At 43.0% G+C, this 26,135-nt stretch carries 29 protein-coding genes and 1 tRNA gene; 13 read left to right on the top strand and 17 right to left on the bottom strand.

Annotated features, from left to right (window positions below; genetic code table 11):
- Positions 1-97 precede the first annotated feature (97 nt).
- On the top strand, positions 98-1,711 hold the full coding sequence (locus GVN16_RS01895) for a lytic transglycosylase domain-containing protein (RefSeq protein WP_166562137.1): 1,614 nt from the start codon (positions 98-100) through the stop codon (positions 1,709-1,711).
- Between the two features lie 63 nt (positions 1,712-1,774).
- Here GVN16_RS01895 and GVN16_RS01900 read toward each other — a convergent pair whose 3' ends face one another.
- The gene (locus GVN16_RS01900) at positions 1,775-2,323 is read right to left on the bottom strand and encodes an HPP family protein (RefSeq protein WP_310587403.1); all 549 of its coding nucleotides are present in this window, start codon (positions 2,321-2,323) and stop codon (positions 1,775-1,777) included.
- 319 nt (positions 2,324-2,642) lie between these two features.
- On the opposite strand from GVN16_RS01900, the gene GVN16_RS01905 reads away from it, so the two are divergent.
- On the top strand, positions 2,643-3,599 hold the full coding sequence (locus tag GVN16_RS01905; protein ID WP_166562138.1) for a c-type cytochrome: 957 nt from the start codon (positions 2,643-2,645) through the stop codon (positions 3,597-3,599).
- Between the two features lie 2 nt (positions 3,600-3,601).
- A complete protein-coding gene (locus GVN16_RS01910) occupies positions 3,602-4,633 on the top strand; it encodes an Ldh family oxidoreductase (RefSeq protein ID WP_166562139.1) in 1,032 nt (343 codons plus the stop codon).
- Between the two features lie 42 nt (positions 4,634-4,675).
- On the opposite strand, the gene GVN16_RS01915 is transcribed toward GVN16_RS01910, so the two are convergent.
- Positions 4,676-5,095 (bottom strand): VOC family protein, encoded by a 420-nt coding sequence (locus GVN16_RS01915; protein ID WP_166562140.1) that lies wholly within the window; start codon positions 5,093-5,095, stop codon positions 4,676-4,678.
- 94 nt (positions 5,096-5,189) lie between these two features.
- Here GVN16_RS01915 and GVN16_RS01920 point away from each other — a divergent pair, with 94 nt between their 5' ends.
- Positions 5,190-5,957, top strand: coding sequence for a ThuA domain-containing protein (locus tag GVN16_RS01920; RefSeq protein ID WP_166562141.1), 768 nt, complete (start codon positions 5,190-5,192; stop codon positions 5,955-5,957).
- Here the strand turns inward: GVN16_RS01920 and GVN16_RS01925 are convergent.
- The 8 genes from GVN16_RS01925 to GVN16_RS01960 all read right to left on the bottom strand — a co-directional run bounded on the left by GVN16_RS01925 (position 5,954) and on the right by GVN16_RS01960 (position 12,212).
- Positions 5,954-6,169 (bottom strand): hypothetical protein, encoded by a 216-nt coding sequence (locus GVN16_RS01925; protein WP_166562142.1) that lies wholly within the window; start codon positions 6,167-6,169, stop codon positions 5,954-5,956. The two genes, GVN16_RS01920 and GVN16_RS01925, sit on opposite strands and share 4 nt — an antisense overlap.
- Positions 6,166-7,431 (bottom strand): MFS transporter, encoded by a 1,266-nt coding sequence (locus GVN16_RS01930; RefSeq protein ID WP_166562143.1) that lies wholly within the window; start codon positions 7,429-7,431, stop codon positions 6,166-6,168. Before GVN16_RS01930 ends, GVN16_RS01925 begins: the two co-directional genes overlap by 4 nt.
- A 19-nt stretch (positions 7,432-7,450) precedes the next feature.
- Positions 7,451-8,038, bottom strand: coding sequence for a TetR/AcrR family transcriptional regulator (locus GVN16_RS01935; protein ID WP_166562144.1), 588 nt, complete (start codon positions 8,036-8,038; stop codon positions 7,451-7,453).
- A 373-nt stretch (positions 8,039-8,411) separates the two neighbouring features.
- On the bottom strand, positions 8,412-9,101 hold the full coding sequence (locus GVN16_RS01940) for a YafY family protein (protein WP_166562145.1): 690 nt from the start codon (positions 9,099-9,101) through the stop codon (positions 8,412-8,414).
- A gap of 26 nt (positions 9,102-9,127) precedes the next feature.
- A complete protein-coding gene (locus GVN16_RS01945; RefSeq protein ID WP_166562146.1) occupies positions 9,128-9,562 on the bottom strand; it encodes an LIC_13387 family protein in 435 nt (144 codons plus the stop codon).
- A 146-nt stretch (positions 9,563-9,708) separates the two neighbouring features.
- Complete coding sequence (locus GVN16_RS01950; protein WP_166562147.1) at positions 9,709-10,200, bottom strand: GDYXXLXY domain-containing protein; 492 nt, start codon at positions 10,198-10,200, stop codon at positions 9,709-9,711.
- The gene (locus tag GVN16_RS01955) at positions 10,193-11,254 is read right to left on the bottom strand and encodes a DUF4401 domain-containing protein (RefSeq protein ID WP_166562148.1); all 1,062 of its coding nucleotides are present in this window, start codon (positions 11,252-11,254) and stop codon (positions 10,193-10,195) included. Before GVN16_RS01955 ends, GVN16_RS01950 begins: the two co-directional genes overlap by 8 nt.
- On the bottom strand, positions 11,238-12,212 hold the full coding sequence (locus GVN16_RS01960; RefSeq protein ID WP_166562149.1) for a DUF2157 domain-containing protein: 975 nt from the start codon (positions 12,210-12,212) through the stop codon (positions 11,238-11,240). The genes GVN16_RS01955 and GVN16_RS01960 overlap by 17 nt, the downstream gene beginning before the upstream one ends.
- A gap of 393 nt (positions 12,213-12,605) precedes the next feature.
- Here GVN16_RS01960 and GVN16_RS01965 point away from each other — a divergent pair.
- Positions 12,606-12,677: transfer RNA gene (locus GVN16_RS01965), tRNA-Glu, on the top strand.
- A 266-nt stretch (positions 12,678-12,943) separates the two neighbouring features.
- Here GVN16_RS01965 and GVN16_RS01970 read toward each other — a convergent pair.
- Positions 12,944-13,654 carry a DoxX family protein gene (locus GVN16_RS01970; RefSeq protein ID WP_205748763.1) on the bottom strand — a complete coding sequence of 237 codons (711 nt, stop codon included), beginning with the start codon at positions 13,652-13,654 and terminating at the stop codon, positions 12,944-12,946.
- A 106-nt stretch (positions 13,655-13,760) separates the two neighbouring features.
- Positions 13,761-14,069 (bottom strand): hypothetical protein, encoded by a 309-nt coding sequence (locus tag GVN16_RS01975; protein ID WP_166562150.1) that lies wholly within the window; start codon positions 14,067-14,069, stop codon positions 13,761-13,763.
- A 312-nt stretch (positions 14,070-14,381) separates the two neighbouring features.
- Here GVN16_RS01975 and GVN16_RS01980 point away from each other — a divergent pair, with 312 nt between their 5' ends.
- Both GVN16_RS01980 and GVN16_RS01985 read left to right on the top strand, forming a co-directional pair.
- On the top strand, positions 14,382-14,816 hold the full coding sequence (locus GVN16_RS01980; protein WP_166562151.1) for a GyrI-like domain-containing protein: 435 nt from the start codon (positions 14,382-14,384) through the stop codon (positions 14,814-14,816).
- Between the two features lie 214 nt (positions 14,817-15,030).
- Positions 15,031-15,528 (top strand): VOC family protein, encoded by a 498-nt coding sequence (locus GVN16_RS01985; protein ID WP_310587404.1) that lies wholly within the window; start codon positions 15,031-15,033, stop codon positions 15,526-15,528.
- A gap of 164 nt (positions 15,529-15,692) precedes the next feature.
- Here GVN16_RS01985 and GVN16_RS01990 read toward each other — a convergent pair whose 3' ends face one another.
- A complete protein-coding gene (locus tag GVN16_RS01990; protein ID WP_166562152.1) occupies positions 15,693-17,048 on the bottom strand; it encodes an amidohydrolase family protein in 1,356 nt (451 codons plus the stop codon).
- Positions 17,049-17,675: 627 nt separating this feature from the next.
- Here GVN16_RS01990 and GVN16_RS01995 point away from each other — a divergent pair.
- On the top strand, positions 17,676-19,544 hold the full coding sequence (locus GVN16_RS01995) for an ABC-F family ATP-binding cassette domain-containing protein (protein WP_166562153.1): 1,869 nt from the start codon (positions 17,676-17,678) through the stop codon (positions 19,542-19,544).
- A gap of 251 nt (positions 19,545-19,795) precedes the next feature.
- Positions 19,796-20,431 (top strand): DedA family protein, encoded by a 636-nt coding sequence (locus GVN16_RS02000; RefSeq protein ID WP_166562154.1) that lies wholly within the window; start codon positions 19,796-19,798, stop codon positions 20,429-20,431.
- Here the strand turns inward: GVN16_RS02000 and GVN16_RS02005 are convergent.
- Entirely contained in the window at positions 20,428-21,204 is a 777-nt protein-coding gene (locus GVN16_RS02005; RefSeq protein ID WP_229244000.1) for a UDP-2,3-diacylglucosamine diphosphatase, read from the bottom strand. The two genes, GVN16_RS02000 and GVN16_RS02005, sit on opposite strands and share 4 nt — an antisense overlap.
- A 158-nt stretch (positions 21,205-21,362) precedes the next feature.
- On the opposite strand from GVN16_RS02005, the gene GVN16_RS02010 reads away from it, so the two are divergent.
- From GVN16_RS02010 to GVN16_RS02025, 4 genes are all read left to right on the top strand, one after another.
- Positions 21,363-21,740 carry a response regulator gene (locus GVN16_RS02010; protein ID WP_166562155.1) on the top strand — a complete coding sequence of 126 codons (378 nt, stop codon included), beginning with the start codon at positions 21,363-21,365 and terminating at the stop codon, positions 21,738-21,740.
- Between the two features lie 12 nt (positions 21,741-21,752).
- Positions 21,753-22,517, top strand: a complete 765-nt coding sequence (locus tag GVN16_RS02015; protein WP_166562156.1) for an MBL fold metallo-hydrolase — start codon at positions 21,753-21,755, stop codon at positions 22,515-22,517.
- A gap of 3 nt (positions 22,518-22,520) precedes the next feature.
- A complete protein-coding gene (locus GVN16_RS02020; protein ID WP_166562157.1) occupies positions 22,521-24,182 on the top strand; it encodes a VRR-NUC domain-containing protein in 1,662 nt (553 codons plus the stop codon).
- A gap of 151 nt (positions 24,183-24,333) precedes the next feature.
- Positions 24,334-24,654 (top strand): c-type cytochrome, encoded by a 321-nt coding sequence (locus tag GVN16_RS02025; RefSeq protein ID WP_166562158.1) that lies wholly within the window; start codon positions 24,334-24,336, stop codon positions 24,652-24,654.
- A gap of 74 nt (positions 24,655-24,728) precedes the next feature.
- Here GVN16_RS02025 and rplI read toward each other — a convergent pair whose 3' ends face one another.
- The 3 genes from rplI to rpsF form a co-directional block, all read right to left on the bottom strand.
- Positions 24,729-25,181, bottom strand: a complete 453-nt coding sequence (gene rplI / locus GVN16_RS02030) for a 50S ribosomal protein L9 (protein ID WP_166562159.1) — start codon at positions 25,179-25,181, stop codon at positions 24,729-24,731.
- A 64-nt stretch (positions 25,182-25,245) separates the two neighbouring features.
- A complete protein-coding gene (gene rpsR / locus GVN16_RS02035; protein ID WP_166562160.1) occupies positions 25,246-25,500 on the bottom strand; it encodes a 30S ribosomal protein S18 in 255 nt (84 codons plus the stop codon).
- Between the two features lie 19 nt (positions 25,501-25,519).
- The gene (gene rpsF / locus GVN16_RS02040) at positions 25,520-25,897 is read right to left on the bottom strand and encodes a 30S ribosomal protein S6 (RefSeq protein ID WP_166562161.1); all 378 of its coding nucleotides are present in this window, start codon (positions 25,895-25,897) and stop codon (positions 25,520-25,522) included.
- Between the last annotated feature and the right edge of the window lie 238 nt (positions 25,898-26,135).

Here is a 26,135-nt window from a genome sequence, read left to right on the forward strand (position 1 = left end):
TATTGACATTTTTAAAAAAATTGAATATTTTTGGTCAATGCTTCCTAATAATAGTGTTCAAATTTGATCAGAAACTAAAGATATAAATTATTAAAATATGAAAATCTCAAAAAGAATTTTGACCTTTTCAAGCCTAATCGGATGTTGTATTGCCTTCCCCTCATTTTCTCAAGAACAAACTGCTGATACCACCCAGGGTAATGTTACACTCACTGTAGCCAGACCTTCGTATCCGTATGCCACCCAGGTGAAAGATGTGAGGACAGGTGAATATTTTACGGTGTATGTAGAAGATCCGCAGTTGGTTGAAAAGCGTTTGAAGGCTATTGAAAACATCATGCCGATGGTGTACAATGAGAGTGTTCAGAACTATATCAATTACTTTTTAAATAAACGTCCGAGCTTCACGAAAGAGATGCTCGAAATCAAACAGAATTATTTCCCGATCTTCGAAAAATACCTGGCTCAGAACGGCATGCCGGATGAGTTAAAATATCTGTCTATCCTGGAATCCGGTCTGAACCCTAAAGCCATCTCAAGAAGTAAGGCGGTGGGTTTGTGGCAGTTTATGACAGTAACAGGTCGTGAAATGGGTCTGACCATTGACGAGTACATCGACGAAAGGATGAACATCGAGAAATCAACTGATGCGGCCTGTAAGTACCTGAAAAGACTTTACAATATTTATGGCGACTGGGATCTGGCTTTGGCTTCCTATAATACCGGCCCGGGCCGTATCAAAAGGGTCATCAGGTCATCAGGATTCAGCAACTACTGGGATCTTCACCCTTATATCCATCCGGACACCAGGGCTTATGTTCCCCAGTTTATCGCTCTGAATTACCTGATGAACTATCCGACTGAACATGGTATAGTTCCCGCTAAAGTGGATAAACAACCGGATGCTGCCAAACTTTACATCAACGGTTATCTTGATCTTAAAACACTGGCCGACTTAGGCGGAATGGATATCGAAAAAATCAAGAAGCTTAACCCTCATATCAAGAAAAACGTACTTCCTGATTATGTCAGAAATTACGAACTGAAAATTCCTGCCGAAAGCTACGCTTATGTAGAAAGCAATATGAATTTCATCCTGGATTCTGCTTCAAGAAGAAAGAATTATTCCCCTTCTACTTTGGTAGAATCGTCTAACGAAGCTGTTCTTGCTTCAAATTCAGGTTCCTCTACTCCGGTTCAGACTTCAGGCAATGCCGTTCAGATGGAAGACGGTTCTTTTGTCATCGGACGTAAAGTAGTTTCTTCTGAAGTAAACGGCCCTGAATATGAAGAGGAGGCTGAATCAAATGAAAGAGAAGTTAAAACGACCAGCCTGACCAAAAGAGTTAAGAAATATCACAAAGTAAAAAGAGGTGAGTTCTTAAATAAAATTGCGGCCCGTTATGATGTAAGAATGAACGACATCAAAAAATGGAACAACAAACGCAGTTCTAAAGTAATTTCAGGTGAAAGACTGGTAATCTACGTGACTGAAACCCAAAAGGTGAAAAGCTCGACAGTAGCGAAAAATGAGCACTCAGGTAAATCATCAGGTAAAATCAAAGCGGTATATCACACCGTACAACCAGGCGATACACTTTGGAACATTTCGCAACGTTATGACGGAGCGACGATCGATGACATCAAAAAGATGAATAACCTGTCAGGTAACACCGTAAGAGTGGGACAGAAAATCAAAGTGAGAGGATAATATTCTGAAAATAATACAAAAAGAAAGGAGCCCGCAAGAGCTCCTTTTTTTATGCCTGTCTGATTATTTTCTGTAAGGATAATTCCTGTTTTTGGGGATATTATTAACGAGAAGTGCCACCAGGAAGAGGATAAGGACTCCGGTCATCACCGGGAAAACAACATAATAATAACCCAGCAATTTAATCTTCTCCGAACCGATATTGGCAATGATGGCCGTAGCTCCTCCCGGAGGATGCATGGTTCTTGTGATCTGCATTAGGACTATGGCTGTGGATACCGCCAAAGCTGACGAAAGCCACATGTTATCAGGAAACAGTTTGTAGGCCGTTACACCGATAACAGCCGAAAGAAAATGACCGCCGATAAGGTTCCTGGGTTGGGCCAGCGGACTGTTGGTGGCCCCGAAAACCAGTACGGCTGTGGCACCGAAAGAACCGATCAGGAAAACACTGTCATGAAGAGACAAACCCGATTTCTGGATAAGTCCGATGGCACTTATCCCTGCAAAAGCTCCGATAAAAGTCCAGAGGTTATCTATGGGTTCTACAATAGTCTGGCGATAGACAACATATTTTGCTATCCGGTAAGATCTTTTGATTCTTTTCTTCACAATTATTTTAAAAACGGTCTTGTTGTTCAGCAAAATTAATCCGTTGAAAGGCTCGTTGCACAAAACTCCCGGAAAAGCCAAAACAAACCTTTAAATAATCATATTTTATCAAAAGGCGAAACCGGGTTGCCTACTTCTGATTGCAGCTCATTATCAGCACCATAAAACACCTTCAACATTTTCTACCTTCAAATCATACTGTTTTATCACAAATGAATAACATTTTCAACAAGTTGTGTACGAAACTTTCCGTTCTTCTTGGTTTTTTTATATTTTTGAAGAATTGACAGTTATCCTATTAAAATCTATTAATTAAGCCATGAAAAAAATCTTCAAAATTACCGCCTCCGCGGTAGGTGTTATCATTGTACTTATTGCAGGCCTGGTGGCCTTTTTTGCCTTCAGAGGCGTTCCAAGTTATGAGGTCGAAATCCCTGAAAAAATCAAAACCATCAAAGTTGAGGTGACTCCCGAGCGGGTCGCCAGGGGTGAAAAAATTGCTCTTGTGGTTTGTAATGGATGCCACATTGACAACAACAGCCGCCTTACCGGCAAAAACATCGTTGACCTTCCGGCGGCATTCGGGAAGGCCTATTCCCTTAACATCACCCAGGACAATGAAGATGGCATTGGTAAATGGACGGACGGCGAATTGATCAATTTCCTTAAAACAGGTATCAAGCCCAACGGGAAGTTCTCTCCTATTATGCCTAAATTCCCGAGAATGGCTGACGAAGACATCCAATCGGTGGTGGCCTATCTTCATTCGGACAGATATCCTGTGCAAGCCACCAAAGGCAAACAACCCGCCCAGGAACCAAGTTTATTATTAAAAATCCTGTCCAACACCGTGATGAAGCCTATACCTGTGGTAACTGAGCCCATCCATGTGCCGGATTCAACCGACCTGGTGGCTTTTGGGAAATATGTGGCCAATGACATGATTGCCTGCTATGCCTGTCATTCAAAAGATTTTGCGAAACAGGATCCGCTTAATCCGGAGTTGTCTCTGGGCTTTTATGGCGGCGGCAACCCGATGCCGGACCTGAACGGAAAGATTGTTCCGAGTTCAAACCTTACCTTTGATAATGAAACCGGAATTGCCGGAAAATATAATGAGGCCCAGTTTATCGACGCCGTTAAGTTCTGTAAAAAACCTGACGGAAGCATCCTCAGATACCCGATGGGACCACATGTCACCCTGACGGATTATGAAGTAAAAGCAATTTATGCTTACTTGAAAACCATTCCGAAAATTAAAAACAAAGTAAACTGATCATGTCTTATTCTTTTGACTATTTGTACGGATCAACACAACAAATCCTGAAGAAATGTGGCCTTGATGCTGAGAAAGCGGAGAGCACAGCCAGGATTTTGATCGAAGGAGATTTACTGGGGCACAGAACGCACGGCCTTCAGCTTCTTCCGGCGTATGTGGAGTCATTAAAATCAGGAAAAATGGAGACGGAAGGTAGTTTTGAAATTCTTAACGAAAATCCGGCTACCTGTCTCATTGACGGCAGGTACCTTCCCGGTATCTGGCTGGTTGAAAAAGCCATTGACAAGGCCATCGGAATGGCAAAAAGCAATGGATCAGGAACTGTTGTCATCAGAAAATCACATCATATAGCTTGTCTGGCAGCCTTCCTGGAGAAGGTTGCCAGGCAAAACCTGGTGCTGCTCCTGGCTTGTTCGGACCCTGCCAACAAGTCTGTAGCCCCTTTCGGAGGCACCACGGCGGTCTACAGCCCCGATCCCCTGGCCATGGGTATTCCGACCTCCGGTGATCCGATCCTGATTGATGTGAGCATGTCTGCGACCGCCAACGGAGTGGTAGCCCTGGCGGCGGCCAAAGGAGAAAAACTGGGCGGCCCATGGTTACTGCAGAAAGACGGACAGGCCACCAATGACCCCTCTGCCTTCTTTCATGAGCCTCCGGCCACAGTACTGCCCCTGGGAGGAATGGACCTGGGTTATAAGGGCTTTGCCCTGGGGATGATGATCGAGGTGCTGACAAGTGCCCTGGGAGGCTTCGGGCGTGCTGATGACCCGGGCAGATGGGGAGCCAATGTTTTTGTGCAGGTGATTGACCCTGCCTCTTTTGCCGGACAGGGAGGTTTTATGAGAGAAATCGATTATTTTAAAAATGCATGTCTGAGTTCACAACCACTTGATCCGGCCAATCCTGTCCGTATTCCGGGAGAAAAGGCCCTGAAACTGAAAGCCCGCCAGTTGCAAAACGGACTGGACCTGTTACCTCAGACAGAAAAAGGATTCAAAAGCCTCCTGGAAAAATTCGGCCTGCCCTGAAAACCTTAAATCAGTCCTCCTGTCACCGTTTTCCTTTCCGCATCACTTAAGCACATTTCCCTCAGGGCTCAGCTCCAGGAACGGGTTCCAGGCAATTTCCCAGAGATTGTCTTCCAGGTCTGCCACATAACCGCTGTATCCGCCCCAGAAGACTTTATGCGGGGCCTTGACTACTTTGACACCTTTAGATCCAAGATCACTAAAAAGATCGTCTACTTCTTTTTCAGAATTCAGACAAATGGCTAAAGTAAATCCTTTAAAACCTTGTCCGTCAGCACTCACCGTAGCATCTTCTGCGAGTTCTTCAACAGGGAAAAGGCTGAGTATAAAGCCATTCAGCTTAAAGAAGACAATGCCGTTCTCGTCATGATGGGTCTTCCATCCGAATTTATCAACATAAAATTCCTTCATGGCCTGAAGGTCTTTTACACCAAGGGTAATAAAACTGAGACGCTGTTCCATATCATATATTTTGGTTACATCCAAAGTTACTTAAGCATTTGGTCTGTTTCCGCCTTATCTTTATTTTTACTACAAAGTTTAGCAATTATCATTTATGAAGTCAACCCTGTACCTGCTGCTATTTGTCCTGATTTTTACAGGAAGTAAGGCCTATTCTCAGAAACCTGCATTCAGGGTAGTTGCCCTCTCAGAAGACAAAGGACATCATGTGGCCTATTCAGAACGGGCCAAGGTGTGGCTGAAGGAATTGGCTGAGACCGGTCATTTTCAAATTGATTTCATCAATAACACAAGCAGCATCCATGAGAAAATGCTTTCGCAATACCAGCTTTTTATCCAGCTGGATTATCCTCCCTATAACTGGAGCGATGCGTCGAAAGCAGCGTTTAAGAACTATATTGAACAAGGCAAAGGCGGCTGGATCGGCTTTCATCATGCTACTTTGCTGGGTGAGTTTGACGGATTCCCGATGTGGCCGTGGTTTTCGGATTTTATGGGAGGGATACGGTATAAAAACTACATTGCTACGTTTGTTTCTGCCAAAGTGAATATCGAAGAAACGAAACATCCGGTGATGATGGGTATTGAATCGCCGTTTCTGATTGAAAAAGAAGAATGGTATATTTATGATAAGAGCCCCAGGACAAATGTAAAAGTATTGGCTTCGGTTGATGAAGCGACTTATTCGCCGGCCTCAGCCATTAAAATGGGAGATCATCCGGTGGTATGGACCAACGAAAAAATGAAAGCGAGGAATGTCTATATCTTCATGGGACATTCCCCGCTTCTGTTCGATAATGCGGCATATACCAAAATGTTTTCCAATGCGATCTTCTGGGCCGCACAGAAGGACAGAAATTAACCTGCCAGTTCTTCGCAGACCACACCGGCCTGTGCCAGTGAATCCTGCAGGCGTTGAACCTCGAGTCTTTCAGATTCAATCCTTAGTACTTTGTCACAATCGTCCAGATCAAAATTCCAGCTCCCCCCGGGATAAACCTGGGAGTCAAGAATGGCAGAAATGCTTTTGACCTTGGATTTGCTTTTAACAGATGTTTTAAATACCCATATCATGATACTACAGGTTGGTTAATCAGTTGAGATTTTGCTTTATTATTGATCTGGCGGTTAAGATAATACATCAGGACAATCGTAATGAGTACCGAAACGATGACCACAATACCCAATATAGGATAGTGCTGTAATTCCCCGCTCGGAGACTGGAATACGATCATACCGGCAATCGCAGAGGCTATTCCACCTGCTACCTGCTGAACAGAGGAGTTGATGCTCATAAATGCTCCCCTGTCCTGCGGAAGAGGTACAGAAGTCATCAGGGCGGAAGAAGAAATCATCCTGGCTGAAATGCCTACGAAAATAATTACGTTCAACACCATCACCAGCCAAAGGGGTGTCGGGCCCAGGTTAGTGAAAATACCTACCAGGACGACCATGATGACCGATCCGATCACAAACATTTTATATTTACCAATACTGTCACTCAGCTTTCCGGTAATCGGGCCGAAAATGATCGAGAATACACCGGTAACGCCATAAAGCAGGGGTAGTTCGTCCATGGTCAGTTTCAGGTTATGGATACTGAAAGCAGAACCGAACGGCATCAGCATAAACCCTCCGGTAGCCAGCAGGGTCGTGGCCAGAAACCCTCTCAGGTATTCAGGTTTCCTGAGGGTATGCCACAGGTGCTGAAATGCGTTTTTCTCTGATTTCAATTGTAAATGTCCTGTCACAGGTTTCAAAAACTGAATGATAAAAATACCTACCACTACCCCAAAACCGACGATCAGCCAGAATGGTGAATGCCATCCGTAATGATTAGCCAACCACAGACCTATCGGTAATCCAAGCACCTGGCTGGCCGCAAAAGCCATCTGTACGAAGCCCATCACGCGTCCTCTCATGTGGACCGGGAAAAGATCTGAAATAATGGCAAAGCTGATCGAGCCGATTACTCCGCCAAATAAGCCTGTAAAAATTCTTGCACCAAGTAAAAAGTGATAATTGGTAGCCATAGCACAAAGAGCGGTACCGATCAGGAATCCGATGTAGAAAAACACCAGTATTTTCTTGCGGTCAAACTTGTCGGCAAAGCCTGCAGCCAGTAGTCCGGAAGCCCCAGCACTGAAGGCATAGGCAGAAACCACCAGGCCAAACTCTGAAGTATGGATATTGAGATCATCCAGCAAAATGGCACTCAGAGGGTTCAGTACCATAAAGTCAAGGATAACGGTAAATTGTAAGAAAGCCAGCACTGCGATGACGAATATCTCGTACCTGGTAAAGGCTTGTTTTTGAATTGCTTTTTCGGGTTCCATTGTATATTGTTTGTATTTTTTAATGCTTAAATGCTTTGATGACCATTTCGAAGGCCTGCTTCATTTTTTCATCTGTCAGCGTAAAATTGTTGTTCATCATAGACCTTTCGTTCAGATGAAACTTGATCAGAGAATAGAGTGTACCATAAGCGATAGACCAGAATACTTCCGGCTCCATAGGTTTCATGTCTCCCCTTTTAACCGCGTTGATCACAAAATTCTTCATGTTCGATTTAAAGTCTGAGATGTCAACGCCGCACTGGTTGATCAGCGGGGAGTTACGGAACTGTTCCTGGAACTGAAAATACAAGGGGTGCTCCTGGATAAACCTGAACCTGTTTTTCCATTGCAGCCAGAGCCCGTCCCTGAAACTCAGTTCCGGAGAAAACCCATCCAGGGTCACTTCCGAAAAAGTATTCTGAACATGGTTATATAACTGACTCAACAAATCCTCGCGGTTCTTAAAATAGATATAAATGGTGGCAGGAGAAACATTGGCGGCTTTGGCCAGCTTCTGCATGCTCAAGCCATCAAAACCTTCTCCAACGATCATCTCGATGGCTTTTTCCCTGATGGAATTGATTTTATTTTCATCTCTTATTCTCATATCGGCTGCAAATATAAATGAACATTCATTCATTTAAAAGCGTTTCCCGGATTATTTATGACAAAGAAATACGGGCTTACTGACAACCCTATGGCAGTCCTGGGAAAGTTTTTTTTTGCTGTAAGCTTTTAGCAATAAGTTGTAAGCTGATTTTTCCGGAGAACAGATATGGCAGGGATTAGCTTGCTCCATTCTATGCAAATGCGGCCTTCAGGCCGGGAACCCTTCCTTTCCTGTCCGGGCTTTCAGGCACGGGTAACCATATGCAGGATGCTATTCATCATTACCCTGTTTTCTCAGATTCCCTGGGCCTAAAGGCCCAGGCAGGAATAATGAGAATTATGGGCCTGAAGGCCCGGTTCGATGCTATCGCTCAATAATTCACAGGCAATTGCTTCATATAGGCATTCAGCTCGATATGATCCTGTTTTTTGAAAGGAGTTTCTGTGTTTTTGAGGTCGATGATCCTGGAGACACGGAAATCGCGGTAATCATTGCGGGTATGACACCAGGCTATCAGGTGCCAGTTGAAGGCATAAAACACCAGCCCGATAGGCTCAACGAGTCTTTTGGAGGTCTCTTCATTATTATTTTTGTAGCTGATCTGCAGGATAAATTTGGAGGAGATCGCTTCCTGGAGAACCGACAGGTAGTCAAAATCATATTTGATCCCTGGGTGCAGCTGAAACCGGATGTTGTCTGACAGGGATTCAATCCTTTCTTTCTGCGAAAACTTAAGAATAGACTTCACCTTATTGAGGGCATTGCTGTAATGGGTTTGTATCGACTTATCCGTAAAACCGTAGGCCACAGACTCCAGCAATAATAGAGCATTGGCCTCTTCCGTGCTGAAAGCCACAGGCGGGAGAAAATACCCCTGCATAATAAAATATCCTTTGGCCGGTTCAAAACTGATGGGTATACCCGACTCACCCAGGGCTTTGATGTCCCGGTACACGGTCCTGATACTGATGTGGAATTTATCGGAAATCTTCTCCGCTGGTGTGAATTTCCGGGATTGTAAAAGCGTCAGAATAGCAAAAAGTCTGTCGACACGATTCATTTTAAATCAGATAAAATATTAAATCCTCATTCTGCAGGCCTCATGCTCAGTACCCAGGCAAACAATAAGGATACAAAAACCAAACCTACACAAACTATCGGGATGATGAAAGTCAATACACACATGGTCACAAAACAAGCCGCAAAGATCACTACGCTATACCCCAGCAAACTTCTGGCGACAACAATTGTGGTATACTTCTGCACCGCCACTCCGCTGATCATGGCCACAAAAACAAAAAGCAGGGTAAAACTGATACTGAAAGAAGTCATCAGGTTATTCATGGTCCTGACAAAACCCAGACCCAGGTCCAGTTTATAGTTATTCATTAAATCAATCAGCGTTTTTTCTCCGGGGTTCTGAGGTTTAAAGCCGCTGACCAAACCTATGGTGTGCAGGCAAGCGGTGGCCAGCGAAAAGAATATACTGAGCCTGGTCCAGAATTTGTATTTCTTGAACATAGTTTTTAGGGGTAAAAGGTTATTCTAAATGTTATGGTTTATCTTTTTCAAGACGCATAAAATTAGTGATTTTGTTTTCAAAAAAACAAAAGGATACCAAAAACCTTATGCTGTCTTCCGTCAAGCTCCTTACCCTGTGTGCTTTATCAGGGCTTTATCAACTGATGATCAGCTCCATACAAACCTGTCAACACACTGTTACCTTCCTTATCAATTTTCAAACCACCGAATTTTGCCTTCTCAAACTTTTCTCCTGTTCCTTCTTCAAAGAAATAAGATTCTGCTCCCAGTTTTATATTCCAGGTATTATTTGCATGGTATTTAATGATCTTTTCATCCTTATAAAGTGGTGTCGGCTGATCCTGCAACCTCACCTTCCGGGCTATGTGATACTGATCTGTTTTAAAAACACAATACCCGTTTTTTGAAGTTTTTTCATTGACTTTTAAAGTTGACACGGCATAATTCAGCAGCATATAATCCCCTTGCATAAGCGACCTCGGATCTACCGGGGCGAGTTCGAATAAAACCGTCTCTCCCGAGGTCAGAAGCTGTTCCTTCTCTCCTATCGACCAGTTAAAATAAACCAGCAGAAGCACGAGGTTAATCCATATAATGATCTTCTTTAAATTACTCATGATCAGTCAGTTGTTTATTAAAAATAAGCCTGGCTGCCAGCAGCAATGCTCCTGAACCAAACAGGATTCCGGACTTAACCAGCAGGGTCATATTGAGGTCATAATAATACTGTGAAAAAGCATAAACGAGAAAGGCCACACTTAGGGCAAACTGTGTTCTGAAGCCATACTTGTAAGTCAGTAGCAGCATAAACGTCACACCCGCTATGTAAGGGGCATACAGTGAGGGAATCAACAATAAAACAGCCAGGATAACGATGCATATTTTTGATTTGATATCCGTCAGTCCGTTTTTACCAAACAAGGGGCTGATCAGGTAAATGATCCCGGCCCAGGCTGCGAGGGCATATACCCAGAGGTTTTTGATCTGAAAAGAAAATTTTCCGTCCATCACCAGGAAAAAAACAACCGATGTAAAGGCGATGAACAAGCCCAGATGAACAGGCTGAAAGAGTTTATTCAACTTCCGCGATCCTGAAATAATAAGCCCCTCATGAGCAGAAACCCAGGTCCACGAGCCTCCGAAAAGCAGGAAAAGAATAATCACATAGTTTTCAAGGTCGTATATCTCAAAAAAAGCAGCGAGACTTCCGCTGAACACCAGCACAGAAATCAGGGCAATCATGTAATTTTCAGAAAAAGCCATCACCAGCAAACTGATGATCATAAAGGTGCCGATAAGGTAACGCTCGTTCATATGAAGTTCATCAAAACCCAGACCTATGAGTACATAGCCTATCACATGGGTAGCAATGGTGGTAGTATCCAGCAGCAAATGATCAAATTTATTGTTGAGAAGAACAGATGCCACAATGAAAACAAACCCGGAAATGGTGACCAGCCGATCCGAATCATAGAAGCCTGTCAGCACCAGGAAACCCATGAACGAAGCCGTAGCCAGCAAGCCGCCGAGGATGGACAAAACTTTAAGCGATATATTTCCGTAAGCCGATTGGTATTCCAGAAAATCCGTTTTCAAAGCTTCTTCATCCAGCTGAAAATCAGCACTTTCTTTTGATTTTACCCAGGTGATCATTTCATTGAGCTGCTGCATGCCATTCTTTGTTTAATTTCATGATTTGTCTTATCAAAAATGTCGTGGTCAGTACCAGGAACAGACCTGCGATAAAGAATATGCCGACGGGGTCTTCAAACGGCTTGATGAGTAAGGCCGTCAGAATCACGATGAGGCTGAAACCGACAGCTGAGAGATAAAAGACATTCCGTGTTCTGAATCCGTGAAACACCCCTGCCGTATATGTCAGAATACTGAGGCCGATAGAAATCATCCACTCTGTCATGTGTATTCTGCTGTAAATACCATAGATGATGGCTGAAGTGAGAATTACGATCACATACAGGCCTGTGAGATACACAAACCAGCCGGTTTTAACCTCTCTGAGCCGTTTTTTGAAAAGCCATTCGACCATCAGCAGCACCAAAAGATCAATCACCACCTGGATATTGATCAGCCCTGCGTAGTTCCAGCGGTCCGACACCTGTTCTGTGTACAGATAAAGCGTCATATGGACCAGCACCAGGAATATCAGCCACAAAGGAGGGAAATCAGAGATAAGAGCCCACAGGGCGATAAAGAGGGTCCAGCCCAGGAAGAAGTCGTAAGCATTGGCCCCGGTCTGGTATATCTGCCCGAAAACGGCAAACAAAACACCCGTCAGGCATGACAGCACAGTCAGCACAATATTCCTGACCAGCTCCCCGGGTTTGAAGAGCAGTATCCACACTGCCAGACAAACCATCAGCAATTGTATGATACCCAGCTTGGCAAACTTATGCAGGTGGTCCCAGTTGAAAGCAAAGAAAAATACAATTCCGGCAATCATGAACGAAGCCCCCAGACCCGTAAGGAAAATATTCAGAAATAATTTCCAGTCTTTTTTATCTGCATAAACGTTTTGCTCTTTGAAAGCAGCTTCAACACCGGCCGCACTCCAATGGCTGTGCCGGCTGAACAAATGAATGATTTGTCTTTTCAGATTTCTGGCTTGCATCTCCCGGTTTCAGGTATTTTTAATTAAAATCTAAATTTACATAAAAGTTTGGATGCTTTTTTTATTTGTGAAGAAAGGTATCCACAAATAAGTGCGGGGCATAAAAATTCAGGGCGGATTTCAATTTTAAGAAATTGTAAAGAAAACTTATCCACATTACGCATTCATGAAAATGTACAAATTACTGGATTACAACGACTTAAATAAACGACACAAAAAAGTGATCAAAAAACTTACAAATATTTTTTTTCAAAGTATTGCATTGTTAAAAAAAGCGGCTACCTTTGCACCACAATTACGGAAAACAACAACACAGAATGTAAAAAGTGAGTTTTTCGGAAAGTAAAAAAGTGAAAGTTCTGATACGAAGTTGAGCGATAAATGGGACCAGCCGGCCCTATCGTCTAGCGGTTAGGACACGTCCCTTTCACGGATGAAACCGGGGTTCGATTCCCCGTAGGGTCACTTAAAACTAGTATCAGCGACAAAGAGAGGTAGAAATGCCTCTCTTTTGTTGTTTTAAGCCATTTCAATTGACTGTCTGTCCCCATTGACCCGTGGTAAGACTTTGCTGACAATGTGGATTTTTCTGGTAGCACTTTTTGGGGATCAAGTTGAGGAGATAAAACTTTCTCACATTTTTTTTCTGAACAGGATAAAATTAATGTTTCAAAGTCACATTCTTTAGTACATCAATTAGCTGTTGAAACAAATTTTTGGGTAGATCGCAGCTATTTCACTTCAGGTGTACGGATATCTTTCGCTTTATTAAAAGTTGCCAGACAACTGTCCAGCGATTGACCCTGAGTATAAAGGCAATTACAGAATGTTTCACAAGCTGCAGGGTTCTTACCGGAGGCACATTGGCCTCTGCACTCCGCCTCAGAGTTGCCCGGCCTGATCTCATATAAATAAAACGTACCGATAATAATAAAGGCTATGAGTGCAAAAGAACTTCCGAAAAATATGACCCTGAGCCGATTCCCTAAAGACTTTTTTATCACAACAGGTTCCGTTTCCGGAGGCTCAGATAGCCAGAGATGCTTTAAACGCTTATAATCCCAGATCAGTAAAAACAAGCTCGCCAGTATCATAAAAGTCACAATACGGGTGCCCTCAAACCGTGTAGCATAAGTCAGGACACCAATATTCAGGATGATGGGAAAATACATCAGAGCCCCGAGAAGACTGGTCCGTGGAATGAGTAACAGGATGGCAGTGATGATCTGGGCAACGCCGATAAAGGTGTAGTAATACCCTGTCATATGCAGAGCATCAAAGTAATGCCCCAGAGGATTATTGGGCGGCAGGCCTGTGAACCGCTCACCCATCATTTTTACATAGCCTGACGGAATAAAGCTGGCAGCTAAAGCGATCCGGCAAAAAACAACAAACCGCTGAAACCACTTGTCGGCCTTTGCCTCATGGTATAATTCTTCCATTCTGTTCATAACAGTATATCATAGTGAGGTAAAACCGGATCTTTTTGCTGTACTTACTCCAAATTACGAAAATAAGCATGGGTAGAAAAAGCTCCCCCGCTGAAGTTCACATCTTTTTAAGGGTATTTATTTTATCCAGGAGAAAATAGTGCATTAACGCCAGGAGCGTCCAGTACAGGGCAAACGCAATAACCAAAAGTGGTGGCGGCGGATCAGGCAATTCAAATAAAGACAACAAAGGCCCCAGCAAAACGATTTTAACCGGATATAAAATCGTGGACACGATACTCTTCCAGGCTATTGGCGATCCGGCTCCCGGGAAATACTCTCCGTTTACGGGAAAAAGCCGGACTTCAGAACCTAAAAGCGAATTAGAGATAAACTGAAAGACAAACCCCGAAATGAGGAAAATCATAATGAATTTTGTTTTTGACATCTTCATCTTATTCTATTTAAAAGATATTTAAAAGTACTTTGTATTTCAAAGTTAAATAAACCACTTAGTATTCCAAATATTTTTCCGGAAAATTAATTTCCGGCGTTACCCTGGTCCATCCGGCAGGTCTCAAGGCCCTCGACAGCGACTAACGCACCTGAAGTCAAAAGGAATTCGAAACAAAAACTACATTCATCGCCCATATTCCGATACCAGCTTCATGTATTAAGCACTTTTACTTAATTCGTATTTGTAAGGAAGATTGTTACCAACCCAAATAATACACAGACTATGAATATTGAGATCAAAAAGGACCTTGAGCTGACCCTGTACGGATTTTCCGGAATGGCTGTAAACAAGGATTATGCCGGTACCGCATTTAAGCTGTCAGACCAGGTGTGGCAGAAAGTCAGGGAAAAAAGATTTGATCACAAGGGCATAAATATCTGGGTTTACGGATCCGGAGAAATGGTATTTGCAGGTGTTGAATTTAACAGTCCTCCCCTTCAGAGTATTGAGCTGGAACAAAAAATTATTCTTTTACCCACCTATGCTTACTATAGGCACGTCGGCCCTTATCATTTAATAAGTAAGTCGGGAAAGGAAATGACAAGTGAGTTAAAAAGCCAGGGATTTGAAACGACCGAGCCCTATATTGAGATGTATGGCCACTGGACAGCCGACGAAACAAAACTGGAAACAGAACTCATCATGGCCATAAAATAATGGTAAGGTATAATGTTGAAGACAGACACCCGGGAGCTGTTTAGCGTCTCAGACGCAGGCCAGCAGGGATTGCCAAAGCTTGTAACAAAAGTTTTAAACACTTGAGAATATTTTCTGACAGATAAAATATGTAATTTTCACACTCAATATAAAGACCGCGTTCAGCATTAATCTACGGAATCAAAAAAGGTTTTCTACTCTAAAATCTGACCAAATGAAAGCAAACAGAAGAAACTGGTTGAAAAGAACCGTCCTGACCATAGCCGGTGCCGGCCTTGGTAAACTCAGTGCATTCGCGTCATCAACAACAGTAAACCGGGACATTAAACAAAATAAAGATATGAAATTAGGTGCTTTTTCAATGAGTCTAAGTGTCAAGGACATTAACGTCTCGAAACAATTTTATGAGAACATCGGGTTTAAAGTTTTTGCAGGAGGCCTGGAGAAAAAATACCTGATCATGAAAAACGGCAATGCTCTGATTGGCCTCTTCCAGGGTATGTTTCAGGGCAATATCCTGACTTTCAATCCCGGCTGGGACGAAAACGCTCAGAACATGGAACAGTTTGATGACATCAGGTCCATTCAAAAAGAACTGAAGAGCAAAGGCATCCCGTTATCCTCTGAAGCCGACGAAACTACCTCTGGCCCCGCGAGTCTTATGCTGACTGACCCTGACGGGAATGTGATTTTGTTTGATCAACATCGGTGATAAATTTATAATAAAAAAAGCAAAGCCGTTTTAATCATGATTAAGACGACTTTGCTTTCTGTAATATCAATGTCATTTGTATGGAAAGGCCTTAACCGAAGAAGGCAATGGACTTTATACAGAATTCCGGAAATTAAAGAGAAAGACAGAAGTATGTACAACAATCACTTACCCGCATCAATCCTCTCCCCACCCCTATACACCCCTTCAATCTTCCTGGTATTCTTAATATCCAGTGACGGATCGGCACCCAGGACTATAAAGTCTGCCGATTTTCCGGCTTGAAGCGTTCCCAGGTCTTTGTCCAGTTTCAATACTTTCGAGGCATTTTTGGTAGCTACAGTGAGGGCTTGAAGAGGGGTGAGTCCGGCCTGTACCATCAGTTCCAGCTCCAGGTGTTCAGAAAACCCCTGGGTGCGTACGGGATTAGCTCCCGAGTCGGTGCCGAGGGCCACCAGGATACCTGCGTCATAGACCCTCTTCAGGTTTTTCAAGGCTGTTTCGAAGGCATGGTTGTTTCTTTTATAGGATGGAGAGTTCTTTTGATCGGTTTTGTATTTGGCTGAAGTCAGCATATCCAGCACGCCCGGCTCCAGCGACTTTTTGAAAAAATCATCGTCAATCCACTCGGGGCTCCCTGCATAGGCGTAGGAATATTTATCCAGCGTAAGGGTAGGAATATAGACCACATTCTTAAGTTTCATTTGTTTCAGGAGGTTATCGTCCATGAGGCTGTCACGGATACTGTGACCGATCACATCTACGCCATCGGCCACCAAACGACGGGCATCTGATAAATAATAAGCGTGGCTCACCACTTTGATGTCATATTTGTGGGCTTCGCTGATGATCTTCTTATAAATAGCCGGTTCCATTTTGGGTATTTTGGTGCCGAAGTCATCCACCCAGATCTTTATGGCGGCTACCTTAAGCTCTGATAATTCGGCCACGTGATCCTCAACTTCTTCAACAGTAGATGGCCTGTAGATCATATCCATTCCCGGACCAAACGGCGGAGCTCCGTTATGTACCCCAAACCCGTATCCTGCAGAAAGCATCCTGGCACCACCCGGAATACCCTTTTTGGCTTCATCATAAAAATTATTTTCAAACAAAACCGGGCGGTCTGTCCCCATCGACAAGACGTTCAGCACGCCATAATCTGCATATTTCTTCAGCTGACGGATGATGTTCTCTTTGGTATAATTCTCTGCATTCGTAACATTCCCTTTCAAAGTCCCGATATGTACATGGGCACTGGTCAAGGCCGGAATGATCGTTTTCCCCTGCAGATCAATGACCGTAGCTCCGGCAGCTTTCAGATTTTTACCCAGTTTTGTTATCCTGCCGTTTTCCACCAGCATGTCCGTGCCCACCACCGGAGTCCCTCCGTTACCATCTATGAGGGTGAAATTCTTATACAATACCGGGGCGGCTTTTTGCGGGATTGGGGTTTTGAAGGCCGATAGCAAGACACCAGCTAAGAGTACGGCGAACAGGAAATTTGATTTGATTTTCATGGGTAAAAAATAAAAGGTAACCAGCTATAAATTAAGAAACAACTTGATTCGTTTAGGGTTCTTTTTCCTCTCCTGGCTGCCATCTAAAAGGATTTATCAATACTCCTGAATTCTTTCACATGTTGCAGTTTTTCAATAAAAATATGGTTGTTTTATTGCATATCAAAACAGTTTAATACAACTTTATACTCCATATTTCCATTACTTAAATAAATATAATCAATATGTCACCAACTAAAAACATCATCAGGGTTAAGATTGAAAAAAGCCATGGCATGTACTCTGCCTTTTCTGAAGTAAGAGGTGTCTGGGGGTGCCGGAAATACCCTCGAAGAAGCAAAACAATCCACGTTGGAAGTCATAAGGCTGCTGATTGAATACAATGAAATAAAAAACATTCCCCCGGTTTTACTTGAAGGGTATGATATTGAGTTTGAATTGACAGACTACTAAAACCTTGCAAACCCCTCTCCTGAACATTTTCAGATGAAATATAGGAAAGTTTTAAGATCGTGTTATCCCATTTCCCTCCCGCCCTTCCGTTCCACCAAGAAAAGAACTACCTTTGCACCTTAATTGCCGGAATGAGCCTAGCTCCCGGGCATTTTATTTATCTCAACAATACATATGAATTATTTATCTGCTGAAAATATCAGTCGTAACCTGGGTGAAAGATGGCTGTTTAAAGAACTGACCTTCGGTGTCCTGCAGGGCGAAAAAGTAGCCCTGATCGGATCAAACGGTTGCGGCAAATCCTCTTTACTGGACATTATCAGCGGCAAAGTGCAGCCAGACGGCGGTGTGGTCAGCATCAGAAAGGATATCCGTGTAGGTTATCTGGACCAGAACCCGGAGTTCCAGGCCAGCAAAACGGTCCTGGAAACCATTTTCTATGCTGAAAACGAAATCACACAGGCCCTTAAAAACTACGAAATATCGATAGAAACCGGCAACGACGACTTGCTTTCTAAAAGCATCGAAACGCTGGATGCCCTCAACGGCTGGGATTATGAAGCCAAAGTAAAGCAGATCCTGGGTAAACTGGGCGTGCATGATTTCGAAAAACTGATGGGTGAACTGTCAGGAGGACAACAAAAAAGGGTCTCACTGGCTAAGTTGCTGATCGAAGAACCGGACTTTATCATTCTCGATGAGCCTACCAACCACCTGGACCTTGACACGATCGAATGGCTGGAAGGTTACTTATCTACTTCGAATACTACATTATTACTGGTGACTCACGACAGGTACTTCCTGGATAAGGTCTGTAACCGTATCATGGAGCTGTCTAATAACCAGATCTATAAATATACAGGTAATTATGCCTATTACCTGGAAAAAAAGGCTGAAAGGGAAGAAATGGAAGCCTCAACGATGGAGAAAAACCAGAACCTTCTGAAAAAGGAACTGGAATGGATGCGTCGCCAACCCAAGGCCCGTACTACCAAAGCCCAGTACCGTATTGATGCCTTTCATGACCTGAAAGACAAAACAACGGGTATCCGTAAAGAAGAGAAGCTTGAACTGAGCATGAAGTCTGAGCGGATCGGCAATAAGATCATCGAGATCAACCACCTCAGCAAATCCTATAATGGTGTGCCGATCATCAAGGAATTCTCTTACACCTTCAAGCGTGGGGATAAAATCGGTATCATCGGGAAAAACGGGGCGGGTAAATCTACCTTGCTCAAAATCATTACCGACCTTACCAAACCCGACATGGGCAGTGTGGTAAAAGGCGATACCATTAAAATCGGGCACTACTCACAGGAAGGACTTGAATTTAAAGAAGGACAGAAGGTCATTGAAGTGGTGAGGGAGATTGCGGAGTTTGTCAAAATGAGTGACGGCCGTGAGCTTTCTGTCTCTGCATTCCTTACCTTATTCCTCTTCCCGCCTAAAATGCAGTACAACTACGTACACAAACTGAGCGGCGGCGAAAAAAGAAGATTACAGTTACTTAAAATACTGGTTCAGAATCCTAACTTCCTGATCCTGGATGAGCCTACCAACGACCTTGACATTGCGACGCTGAACGTCCTGGAAGACTTCCTCGAGGCTTTCGGAGGCTGCCTGCTGGTGGTTTCTCACGACAGGTACTTCATGGACCGCATCGTAGACCATATCTTTGCATTTGAAGGAGACGGTTATATCAAGGACTTCCCGGGTAATTACACCGAATACAGGTTCTGGAAAGATGAAAACGCCGAAGGAAAGCAAAAATCCGGTTCGAAAAAAGCGGAGCTTCCTGAGCCTGAACCTGAAATTGTTCAGAAAACAGAGAAAAGAAAGCTGAGTTTCAAAGAACAAAAGGAATTTGAAACCCTTGAAAAAGACATTCAAAAGCTGGAAAATCTCAAAGCAGACCTTGCCGTTAAACTCAGCGAAGGCACCCTTTCCCATACAGAAATCAACGCTCTGGGCATTGAACTGAAAAAGATCACAGACGAACTGGAAGAAAAAGAATTCAGGTGGCTGGAACTATCCGAGGCCTGATTAACGTAATATAGATAACCACCGGAAGATGGCTGCGGCTGTTTTCCGGTTTCCTTAATTACATTAAACATATTTTTAAACCTGTCCGGAATGGCCTTTGAATAGGCACAGGAAAGAGAAGGAACTTCCTTCCCTCCATGCCTTCCCGTCTTTTTGTAAACATCAATAATTTAAGAGGTAGTACGGTTCTCAACTATTTCTGTATTATATTTACAACCATTCGGGTTATCCCATAGAATTAACTAAAAGCAATGAATCAAATCCTTGAGTTTTTTAATTATCTGTTGAATTCTGAAGAAATTATACGAACAGGCGGTCTTATTGCTATTTTATTGATTGTTTATATTGAAAACGGCCTTTTTTTCGGGTTCTTTCTTCCGGGCGACTACCTCCTGTTTCTCTCAGGGGTCTTTTGCTCAACAGAACTTCTGGATGTACCAATTTCGTTGCTCCTGAGCACCGTTTTCATTGCTGCGGTGCTGGGTTGTCTCACCGGCTATATTTCAGGGAGGTTTTTCGGGGATACGATTGAAAACAAAAAAGATTCGCTGTTTTTCAAGAAGAAATATGTGGAAAACACCCGTAAATACTTTGAAAAATACGGAAGCCGTACCCTGATCATTGCCAGATTCCTTCCGATCATCCGGACCTTCGCTCCTATCCTGGCCGGCCTTGTCAAAATGAATTTCTTCCAGTTTAGCCTATATAACCTGATCGGTGGAGCCATATGGGTACTTGCCCTTGTAGGTGGTGGCTACTTACTGGGTGAACGGTATCCCGGCATCATCAATTACGTGGAATACATCATCGGCTTTTTCCTGCTGATTACCACCATTACCGTCATCCGTGGCTACCTGAACGCCAAAAAAGAAATGGATACCCTTTAAGCCCGGAAATCCAGGAGCCTCAGATCATCTCCGTCAAATTCGGCATACGAATTAAACACGATCCAGTCTCCCAGGTTAACATACCGGCTGTTTTCAGCGACTTGCAGGTCCAGTTTATAATGCCTGTGCCCGAAAACATAGTAATCATGCGGTTCAGCCGCATTGATTTCCTGGCAGTATTTAAACAGAATCTCTTTCTCAGGCGACTCATACGTATAGTTATCACCTTCTTTTTCATGCTTTTTCCAGCTGTTCTGAGCCCAGGTATTGCCCAGGAATATCCCCAGGTTCGGGTGCATGATCCTGCCGAATAAAAACCTGCAGAGCTTATTTTCAAATATTTTTTTCAGAAACTTATAGGCATAATCTCCGGGGCCAAGGCCGTCTCCATGGCCTACCATCAGCTTTTTACCGTTGATGAGATATTGCTGTGGCTCACGGTACACATTTGCCCCGAGTTCTACCTTAAAGTAGTCGTACATCCACATGTCGTGATTACCCGAAAATATGATTATTTCGATACCAAGGTCTGATAACTCAGCTATTTTACCTAATAACCTTACATAGCCTTTCGGCACCGTCTGACGGTATTCAAACCAGAAATCGAAGAGATCACCGCATAAGAAGACCACTTGTGCATCAGCCTTAACGGTGTCGAGCCAGCGGCAGACGTTCTTTTCACGAATAAGACTTTTCCGGTGATCCGGAGCCCCGAGATGGAAGTCAGAAGCAAAATACACTTTCTTACCGGGGGCCAGCTGAATTGTTTCCAAATAATTATTTTTAATAATTCTCAAAATTAATATTCTAAACCGGCAAATACCCAAAAACACGTTTTAAAAATATTTTTTCTCTCAATTCTAAAGTTTTTTTCAAAAGATTATTCTTTTGGTTTATATTTACATCTCAACTATTAATTACGACATTCAATATGCCAACACCAAACAGAGTTCTCATAGCAGAGGATAGTTCAGTTATTCAAAATCTGGTCAAAAAAATTCTTGAGTTTCAGAATTTCGAGATCACTGCAGTTAAAAACGGAGAACAGGTATTGCAATTACTTCAAAAAGAAAACTTTGATCTGATCCTTCTGGATATCAATATGCCGGTTATGGATGGTATGGACTGTGTGAAAGCCATCAGAGGCCTTGACGACAAAGCCAAATCCGAAATTCCGGTAGTAGCCATCACCGGTAACGCCAGAAATTACTCAGAAGAAGAATTCAAAGAAGCAGGATTTAATGAAATTCTGATGAAACCGCTAAACTTTGACAGACTGGTTCTTGTCGTTAAAGGTTTAACAGAGTAATTATCTTTTTGCATGCAGGTTACATTTCTAGGAACCGGAACTTCATCAGGTGTGCCTGTATTAACCTGTCATTGCGAGGTTTGCAGATCAATTGACTTCAGAGATAAGAGAATGAGGGTCTCAGTGTTGATTGAAACGGAAGGCAAGTCTTTCGTCATCGACACTGGCCCGGATTTCAGACAACAGGCTCTCAACCAGAGAATTGAGAAAATTGATGCGGTAATCTTTACCCATGAACACAAAGATCATACAGCAGGATTGGACGACATCCGTCCGTACAATTATCTCAGTGGCAAAAAATACCTTAAAATTTACGCCCATCAAAGGGTCCTGACCCAACTCAAACAGGAGTTTCATTACGCATTTCTCGAAAATTCTTACCCGGGTGTTCCTTTGCTGGAAACCATCCCCATTACCGGCGAACCTTTTGATATTGAAGGAGTCAGGATCATTCCCATTCAGGTGATGCACCTTAATCTTCCCGTGTTAGGCTTCAGGATCAATGATTTCACGTATATTACTGACGCCAACTACATCAGTGATGAAGAGCTCGAAAAAATCAGGGGCTCAAAAGTGGTCGTTCTGAATGCTCTGCAACGCAGCAAACACATCTCGCATTTTAACCTTGAAGAAGCCCTGGAAGTGGCCGGGAAGATCAATGCAGAACATACCTACTTTACCCACATAAGTCATAAACTGGGACTTCACAGAGAAGTTGAAACAGAATTACCTCCCAATGTGTTTATAGCTTATGATGGTCTGACAATCCAGCTGTAAGCCATGGCAGAGAAACCGGAGCTCGCTCCCAAATATTACCTCGAATATTTCAATTATCTTCTGGATTTTGTTCAGGAAAAATACAAAAACATCCTGAATCATGAAGAATGGAAATTCCTCAGAAAATACTATTGCCTGAGTGAGGACGCTCAATGCCTTTTTATCAGGTTTACCAACAGGAAAGGCCTGTTTTTCAAAACAGACAGCATCAGATACCAGGAGCTCAGCAATATCCCGGAAGTGATAGAAGACCTTAAGAAAAGGGAGTTTATTGAAGCCCTCGACCCTCAGAAACACCAGCTGCACCTCAAAGACATCATCGGGATACTCACCAAAGCAGACCTGATCAGCATTTTCGGGCTCAATGCTTTCAAAAATCTGAAAAGGGAAGCCCTCGATGACCTGGTCATGGAAAAGTTTGAACCGGAAGATATCATTGAGACGATCGCTGAGCGGGTGGCAGTGGTTAAAGTCAATTTTGAGTTTGAAGTAGCTTTCCTTCGTTACCTTTTCTTCGGTAACCGGTCGATGGACATGACGGAGTTTGTCGTGCGGGACCTTGGTTTTGTACAATATTACGGACACAATGACGACCAGCTGGTAGCCCGGTTTAACACCCGCAAAGACGCCGACGACAAATGGCTGATCACCGACCAGCATGAGATATTCAGCACCTTAAAAGATGAACTGGAGCCCCCTGCCCTGTTTGACTGGTTCCTGACCCTCAATGATTCCATCAAAAACCTGAGTGAGATAGCCCTGCCGGGTTATGAACGCCTGATCCTGAAAATCGGGCAGCACTTTGAAAGGAAAAAGCATTACGAGCTGGCCATCGAAACTTTTGAGTTTACTTCCATTGCCCCTTCGCGTGAAAGAAGGGTCAGGTGTTTTCAGAAGCTCGGTAAGATGGAAGAAGCCCTGGCCATTTGCCAGACCATGCTCCAGACCTATCAGAATGCAGACGAGCGTTTTTTTGCAGAAGATTTTATCAGGATACAGTCAGAGAAAAAGACACGGAACAAGAAAAGCACCACCACCTGGCTTCACCTGTCGGATGAGATTGAGATAGACGGCATGTACAGACACCAGGTAGAGGCCGGGACGATGCAATACTACCTGGACGAGGGTCACAACGCCGCCTTCTCCGAAAACCACCTCTGGAGGGCTATTTTCGGCCTGATGTTCTGGGAAATCATCTTTGATCCGTCCATCGTCTCTTTTCACCACCCCTTCCAGCGGCGGCCTTCTGACCTGCACCTGCCCGACTTCTATGAAAAAACCAAAAGTCAGATTCAGCAACAGCTCAACAGGTTTGAAGAAACCGAAGACCTGATTGAATACCTGCAGGCCAATTACCACAAAAACATGGGCATTGCCAACCCGTTTGTGGTATGGCTGGATGAGATCTGGGTGATGGTAGAAGCCGCGGTAACCAAACTGGGAATAACCCGTCTCAGGCTGATCCTGGAAAGGATAGCGGAAAACATCGTGGAGAACTCACGGGGTTTACCCGACCTTTTTATCTGGAGCGAGTACCATTATGAATTTGTGGAAGTGAAATCACCTACCGATAACCTGAGCAACCAGCAGCTTTACTGGCTGCGGTATTTTAAAGAAATCGGGGTGAACGCCAAAGTTTTGAGAGTAAAATTCAGGAAAGACTAGATGATTATTTTTAAATATCCGGCTTTAACGAGCTATTAACATATTTTTTCTATGTCTGTTAAAAAAAAATAATAACTTTACATCCGAAAAGTAACTAGCCGTTGGTGATGTTCGATATTCTTTTTTAAAATTCAAATCAATAACCGAAAAAATGAAAAAAATAATTTTGACTATGGCTTTTGCTCTTGGGGTAGCGTCAATTTCGAAAGCTCAAACTAAAATTCCACCGGCAGTACAAAAATTGTTACAAAAAAATACCTGTCTTGCCTGCCACAACCCTGACAACAGATTAGTAGGACCGGCATACAAAGAGGTAATGAAGCAGAAAAAATATAAGCCGGAAGAAATTGTTGAATTAATCTATAAACCGAATCCTAAAAACTGGCCTGGCTATCCTCCGATGGCGGCTATGTCACAGGTTCCTAAGGAAGAGGCTGCGATCATCGCAAAATGGATTTCTTCATTGAAATAATTTCAATAAGATAATATATTAAAAAAGGCTTCCCGGAAATTCCGGGAAGCCTTTTTAATGCTTTATGACAGTGATTAAGCTACTACTTCTTCAGCTACTACGCTTACTTTAAGCTCGTGTTTCACTTCTTTGTGAAGGTCAACAATCGCTTTGTAATCACCTACAAACTTGATGTCATCAACAGTAATTTTCTTACGGTCTACATCGATGCCTTTCACTGCAAGAGCGTCAGAGATCTGAGTATTGGTAATACGACCGAAGATACGACCGCTTTCACCCACTTTCATAGCGATAGTGATAGGCTCATCACCCATTTTCTCAGCCAGATTAAGAGCTTCTGTTTTGATTTTTTCGGCTTTGTGAGCAACCTGCTTAAGGTTCTCAGCCATAATTTTCTTATTTGATTCGGTTGCCAGAACAGCGAAGCCCTGTGGAATCAAATAATTGCGACCATAACCAGGTTTTACAGAAAGGATGTCATTCTTATAACCAAGGCCGGCAATGTCCGTTTTTAATATAATGTCCATTTTAAAATTAATTTTTTGATTGTGAAATGAGGTTCAGCCTTAAGACTGATATGCTCAACAATGCTTATTTTAGTCCGTCAGCAACATAAGGCATCAAAGCCAGGTGACGGGCACGCTTGATAGCTGTTGAAACTTTTCTCTGATATTTCAGGCTGTTACCTGACAAACGGCGAGGAAGTATTTTACCTTGCTCATTCACAAATTTCAACAAGAAGTTAGGATCTTTGTAATCGATATACTTGATACCCAATTTCTTAAATCTACAATATTTTTTACGTATCTGATCTTTACGTTCTACTGGTTCGTTTACTAGTGACATAGTCTTGATTGTTTAAAGTTTAAGCATTAGTTTCTGCAGCAGCGGCTGCTTCTTTTTTCTTACCAAGATTGCCTTTAAGACGACGGATAGAATACTCAACCGCATGCTTGTCCAACTTGGTGGTCAGATAGCGTAGGATACGCTCATCACGCTTGTAGGCAGTTTCTAATGTAGCGATAAACTCAGGACTAGCCTTGAACTCGAATAACTGATAATAACCCGTAGTTTTATGCTGGATCGGATAAGCTAATTTGCGAAGGCCCCAAGACTCTTCGTTAACTAGTTCAGCTCCGTTATCAGTCAGCACACTTTTAAATTTGTCAACAGCGTCCTTCATCTGAGCTTCAGATAAAACGGGAGTTAAAATGAACACTGTCTCGTACTGGTTTTGAAACATCTGATTTGTTAAAATTTAGTTTACAATTCTTTTTCCAAAAAATGGAGTGCAAAATTAACCGTTTTTTACCTGAAAATCAAATATCTACCCGAAAATATATGAGATAATTAAAAAACAGGAGCCGGCTCAGAAGAAGAATATTCTAAATCAAACCCGATTTTGTGATAAAAAAACTATTTTTTTGCACTTAACCTATATTTTATATCAAAAAATGCGAATATACTAACCGCATCATCCG

This window comes from Emticicia sp. CRIBPO (genome assembly GCF_009905725.1).
In the GTDB taxonomy this organism is placed as follows: Bacteria; Bacteroidota; Bacteroidia; order Cytophagales; family Spirosomataceae; genus Leadbetterella.

Bases quoted from the DNA above. Each gene is read 5' to 3' on its own strand.
- GVN16_RS01975 (WP_166562150.1), bottom strand. From the start codon at position 14,069: ATGATTTTCCTCATTTCGGGGTTTGTCTTTCAGTTTATCTCTAATTCG.
- GVN16_RS01905 (WP_166562138.1), top strand. From the start codon at position 2,643: ATGAAAAAAATCTTCAAAATTACCGCCTCCGCGGTAGGTGTTATCATT.
- GVN16_RS01970 (WP_205748763.1), bottom strand. From the start codon at position 13,654: ATGGAAGAATTATACCATGAGGCAAAGGCCGACAAGTGGTTTCAGCGG.
- rplI (WP_166562159.1), bottom strand. From the start codon at position 25,181: ATGGACATTATATTAAAAACGGACATTGCCGGCCTTGGTTATAAGAAT.
- GVN16_RS02000 (WP_166562154.1), top strand. From the start codon at position 19,796: ATGAATCAAATCCTTGAGTTTTTTAATTATCTGTTGAATTCTGAAGAA.
- GVN16_RS01995 (WP_166562153.1), top strand. From the start codon at position 17,676: ATGAATTATTTATCTGCTGAAAATATCAGTCGTAACCTGGGTGAAAGA.
- GVN16_RS01935 (WP_166562144.1), bottom strand. From the start codon at position 8,038: ATGAGAATAAGAGATGAAAATAAAATCAATTCCATCAGGGAAAAAGCC.
- GVN16_RS02020 (WP_166562157.1), top strand. From the start codon at position 22,521: ATGGCAGAGAAACCGGAGCTCGCTCCCAAATATTACCTCGAATATTTC.
- GVN16_RS01945 (WP_166562146.1), bottom strand. From the start codon at position 9,562: ATGTTCAAGAAATACAAATTCTGGACCAGGCTCAGTATATTCTTTTCG.
- GVN16_RS01925 (WP_166562142.1), bottom strand. From the start codon at position 6,169: ATGATATGGGTATTTAAAACATCTGTTAAAAGCAAATCCAAGGTCAAA.
- GVN16_RS01895 (WP_166562137.1), top strand. From the start codon at position 98: ATGAAAATCTCAAAAAGAATTTTGACCTTTTCAAGCCTAATCGGATGT.
- GVN16_RS01955 (WP_166562148.1), bottom strand. From the start codon at position 11,254: ATGCAGCAGCTCAATGAAATGATCACCTGGGTAAAATCAAAAGAAAGT.
- GVN16_RS01930 (WP_166562143.1), bottom strand. From the start codon at position 7,431: ATGGAACCCGAAAAAGCAATTCAAAAACAAGCCTTTACCAGGTACGAG.
- GVN16_RS02025 (WP_166562158.1), top strand. From the start codon at position 24,334: ATGAAAAAAATAATTTTGACTATGGCTTTTGCTCTTGGGGTAGCGTCA.
- rpsR (WP_166562160.1), bottom strand. From the start codon at position 25,500: ATGTCACTAGTAAACGAACCAGTAGAACGTAAAGATCAGATACGTAAA.
- GVN16_RS01980 (WP_166562151.1), top strand. From the start codon at position 14,382: ATGAATATTGAGATCAAAAAGGACCTTGAGCTGACCCTGTACGGATTT.
- GVN16_RS01990 (WP_166562152.1), bottom strand. From the start codon at position 17,048: ATGAAAATCAAATCAAATTTCCTGTTCGCCGTACTCTTAGCTGGTGTC.
- GVN16_RS01910 (WP_166562139.1), top strand. From the start codon at position 3,602: ATGTCTTATTCTTTTGACTATTTGTACGGATCAACACAACAAATCCTG.
- GVN16_RS01940 (WP_166562145.1), bottom strand. From the start codon at position 9,101: ATGAATCGTGTCGACAGACTTTTTGCTATTCTGACGCTTTTACAATCC.
- GVN16_RS01950 (WP_166562147.1), bottom strand. From the start codon at position 10,200: ATGAGTAATTTAAAGAAGATCATTATATGGATTAACCTCGTGCTTCTG.
- GVN16_RS01960 (WP_166562149.1), bottom strand. From the start codon at position 12,212: ATGCAAGCCAGAAATCTGAAAAGACAAATCATTCATTTGTTCAGCCGG.
- GVN16_RS01985 (WP_310587404.1), top strand. From the start codon at position 15,031: ATGAAAGCAAACAGAAGAAACTGGTTGAAAAGAACCGTCCTGACCATA.
- GVN16_RS01915 (WP_166562140.1), bottom strand. From the start codon at position 5,095: ATGGAACAGCGTCTCAGTTTTATTACCCTTGGTGTAAAAGACCTTCAG.
- GVN16_RS02010 (WP_166562155.1), top strand. From the start codon at position 21,363: ATGCCAACACCAAACAGAGTTCTCATAGCAGAGGATAGTTCAGTTATT.
- GVN16_RS01920 (WP_166562141.1), top strand. From the start codon at position 5,190: ATGAAGTCAACCCTGTACCTGCTGCTATTTGTCCTGATTTTTACAGGA.
- GVN16_RS02015 (WP_166562156.1), top strand. From the start codon at position 21,753: ATGCAGGTTACATTTCTAGGAACCGGAACTTCATCAGGTGTGCCTGTA.
- rpsF (WP_166562161.1), bottom strand. From the start codon at position 25,897: ATGTTTCAAAACCAGTACGAGACAGTGTTCATTTTAACTCCCGTTTTA.